The following is a 3,184-nucleotide window of genomic DNA, read 5'->3' as shown; positions in this document are numbered from 1 at the left end:
CCGCCGATACCGGGCGGCCACTGAATCCATTGGGGCTTTGCATTAACGCCAGTTCTCTCAGGGTGGCTTTCAGTTGCGCGACATGCTCTTGTTGAACCGTATCGTCGACGTTACCGCTTTTTTTGGCTGCCGGTTGCGTCTGAGTCAGGCGAGAATATTCGACGCCGGCGAGTTCAAGCCGAATCTCACGGGGCGGAATCAGTTTCGGCGCCAGCGTCAGCGATATGGCAAGCGATTCGTTCTCGCCCGGCGTTATGTATAGAGTGACCGGATCTTCGCTATTGCTGGCGACATAGACCACATTGCCCTCCACTTGCGTTTCGGCGCGACTGACCGTTCTTACCCTAGGACTGGGAAACGGCGTCACAATTCGATTCAGGTGGTTTTGCGCCACCGTGATAATCTCATTGATCCCAGCCGATACTTTGATGGTTTGCGGGGCGATGCCGCCGGTACCGGTAGGTGCTGTTTCCTGGGATTGACCGGTTTTCAATACGTCGGCTGGAACCGCTAACAAGTCTACCGACTGAGGTTCGGCGACGACACAACAAGCTGCCCCAAACAGGCCAATCATTAACGCGCATTTACGGATTTGCATGTGTGGACGCCTCCATTTGCTTTTGCATTTCTAAAAACTCTTTGGTTTTAGGCTCCCCTTGATAGACGTCGAGGTCGTTCACCACCGGGTTGTAGTTAACAATCGCGATTTGAAACTCGTAAGTGCGAAAGGATGATTCGGGTTTATCGTTTGGACCTTTGGTTATGAGCTGGCCGGTCACGAACAGTTTGTTGGTTTCCTTTTCGAAATAAACTTGATTCGGCGTAAAAGACGTCGATATTTTGTCAATCTTCAAAGCACTGATCTGATCGTTCATTGCATTGATGATTTCGCGATGGATCTCCGATGACAGTAATGGGGATATCGCGTTGCCTACGAAATCCAGTGTGTTGGGCGTTACGTTGCCAAGTAATTGCGCTAGAAATAGGCCCCACGCTTCCTTGGTTTGGGCAGACGCCTCCTGCCGGGAAATCTCGACCTTCTCAGTCAGATTGGGTGGGATCATGATCACTGTCCGTTCCGTTCGTAACGCAGCAAACGCCGTGATGACGTTGGTTGCCAGCAAACCGATCAATAAAATTCTGTGCAGGCGGTTTTCCGCTTGGACAAAACCCCACGACTGTAAAAATACACTCAGCCTCATTGGTAGTACTTCCTGATATAGGGGTTAGGGACCGATATCGCGTTGGTTGGTAGTAAACCGACCCAGTAAGCTGCGTGTACCAAAAAGCCGTTCGGACGGTTATCGGTGAATCGGCGGATGAACTTGATCACGAAGTACGATGCGATCAAGCAATACAACAGATGATCGATGAAGATGCCAAGCAACATCATGGCCACCACAATGACCAAGTCGTGGGCGGTCCAAATCAACAGAATAGGTGGATCATCGATAAAGCGGGGGATCTTGGTAGGTTCCATGCTAGCCTCCAGTGTTGGTGGCTATTGTGCACAAAACGCAAATTAAAACCCGCTGGCTAAATGCCTTTAAAATGCACTTTGCCAGCGGGTTTGGGGATCAGGATTGTGATAAACAGGTTTTTTTGTTTGAAGAGGTCGCCCATGATTTTAAGCACTACCCCTACTTGGAAGGTCATACCCTCGTTAATTTGCTAAAGTCAACGGCACCAGAGACAATAATGCTAGAGTAGCGGAATTCGGATGGGGACGAAAAGATGCCGAGATGGGCAATTGCTTTGAAACGCGCCGAATTAAATCGCGCGTTGAGCTATAAAAGTCAATTATGACGCCGAAGGACATAACATCTGCCTAGGCAAAACAGGGTTGCATTGTTGCTTCAGATGATTCCTACCGTCGAGCGTTTTTTCTCAGACGAAGTGCTTCGGCTTGGGTGAGCGTATCGAAAGTGATTTGTTGGATGTTTTGTAGAACGACCGGAGGCGCTTTTGGTTCCGTGGGTTTCCCATACACCCCGGCCGCCCGTTCTGCCATTTGCTTTTCCAATCGATAATCTGATTTTGATGAACCTCGAATTCCTGGGTCCAACTGGGTCAGCGTCTTATCGCCTGCCAAGTCTGCCAGGGCCACTTTGGCCTTGGAGGCCGGCGAATGTTTTCTTCTTGGTTTTTTGGACATCTTCTGCTCCATTGCTTTGTCCTCGCGGACGTTCAAAAGTAGCAGGGGTTTTCACTTAACCGGCTGTTCAATTTTTTGGGGCCGGTTCTGTAGGATGTTGACTTCGAAATGTTTGATTACGGAACCTTACCGCACCTACAATTTTTACAGCCGCTTATTTGATTTTTCCTACCACCAATATTTAATCGATCTGTCATCTTAAGGACGGTTTGACTCAGTGACGGACAGCAACTATCGGGTAATCGAATTCAATGACGGCTTTCGAACGATCAATCTGAATAGCTGGCAGTCACAAGGCGACCCCAAGCAGCCGTTCGCCATCCAACTAATTGACAGTCCGGTCCCATCGACAGCGGACAGTCAAACTAACGACAGAACCCTTAACAACTGTCCGACTAACAAATTGAACAAGATAGTTCAGCGGCTGCTTGCCACAATTCTTCATGGCAAGCAGCACAAATCACTTACATCTGGCGATGCATTGCTGCCATACTTAAATTGGCCTCGGCGGCTTTTTCATAGGCGTTAATAAGAACTCGGCAATGGCTGACCAAAGTGTCGCCCTGTTTACCGTAAAGATAACTTTTTGACTGGTATTGGCTAAGCAGTTTTTTGTGCTCTTCAACTTTAAGTTGCAGTTCTTTGGCCGCTTCTTCGTAATGTTTCGCCAATGCCTCGTGATCAGCTTTGGTCGTTGCGCTTTGAACGGCTTGAGTCATATCCATCGGATGCGGGTTCATCTCACTACATGCCACTAAGATGCCAGCACCTAACAATAGGGTAATCAATAGTTTTGTTTTCATAGATTTTCTCCAGATTGAGTTGTTATTCATCGTTAATTTCGTCCTGTTTTTATAGTTTATGGAGTGATGAAAGATTAGAAATGACATCAATCCATTCTATAAATCTTTATATTTCAAGCACAAATAGTGCCATCATTAAAATCAATGAGTTAAATTCGTCTTTACCTGCTCTCGCGGCCGATTGCGCAATACTGGTGCAAACAAAGGTGTTGCCGCACCGTATTGG

At 47.8% G+C, this 3,184-nt stretch carries 4 protein-coding genes and 1 pseudogene; all 5 read right to left on the bottom strand.

The window, feature by feature from the left end:
* Positions 1 to 598, bottom strand: a pseudogene (locus tag NP603_RS21710) (type-F conjugative transfer system secretin TraK); the annotation flags it as partial.
* Positions 585 to 1,202 (bottom strand): TraE/TraK family type IV conjugative transfer system protein, encoded by a 618-nt coding sequence (locus NP603_RS21705; protein ID WP_256612951.1) that lies wholly within the window; start codon positions 1,200 to 1,202, stop codon positions 585 to 587. The gene NP603_RS21705 and the pseudogene NP603_RS21710, both read right to left, overlap by 14 nt.
* Positions 1,199 to 1,480 carry a type IV conjugative transfer system protein TraL gene (traL, locus tag NP603_RS21700; RefSeq protein ID WP_054759564.1) on the bottom strand — a complete coding sequence of 94 codons (282 nt, stop codon included), beginning with the start codon at positions 1,478 to 1,480 and terminating at the stop codon, positions 1,199 to 1,201. Before traL ends, NP603_RS21705 begins: the two co-directional genes overlap by 4 nt.
* Positions 1,481 to 1,867: 387 nt before the next feature.
* On the bottom strand, positions 1,868 to 2,167 hold the full coding sequence (locus tag NP603_RS22135) for a hypothetical protein (protein WP_371928946.1): 300 nt from the start codon (positions 2,165 to 2,167) through the stop codon (positions 1,868 to 1,870).
* A gap of 452 nt (positions 2,168 to 2,619) precedes the next feature.
* Positions 2,620 to 2,958 (bottom strand): hypothetical protein, encoded by a 339-nt coding sequence (locus tag NP603_RS21690; protein ID WP_256611986.1) that lies wholly within the window; start codon positions 2,956 to 2,958, stop codon positions 2,620 to 2,622.
* Positions 2,959 to 3,184 lie beyond the last annotated feature (226 nt).

The organism is Methylomonas aurea (genome assembly GCF_024505045.1).
Lineage (GTDB): Bacteria > Pseudomonadota > Gammaproteobacteria > Methylococcales > Methylomonadaceae > Methylomonas > Methylomonas aurea.
This window is presented reverse-complemented; position numbering and strand designations above follow the sequence as displayed.

Coding starts and splice junctions, on each gene's coding strand:
- NP603_RS21705 (WP_256612951.1), bottom strand. CDS start 1,202: ATGAGGCTGAGTGTATTTTTACAGTCGTGGGGTTTTGTCCAAGCGGAA.
- NP603_RS22135 (WP_371928946.1), bottom strand. CDS start 2,167: ATGGAGCAGAAGATGTCCAAAAAACCAAGAAGAAAACATTCGCCGGCC.
- NP603_RS21690 (WP_256611986.1), bottom strand. CDS start 2,958: ATGAAAACAAAACTATTGATTACCCTATTGTTAGGTGCTGGCATCTTA.
- traL (WP_054759564.1), bottom strand. CDS start 1,480: ATGGAACCTACCAAGATCCCCCGCTTTATCGATGATCCACCTATTCTG.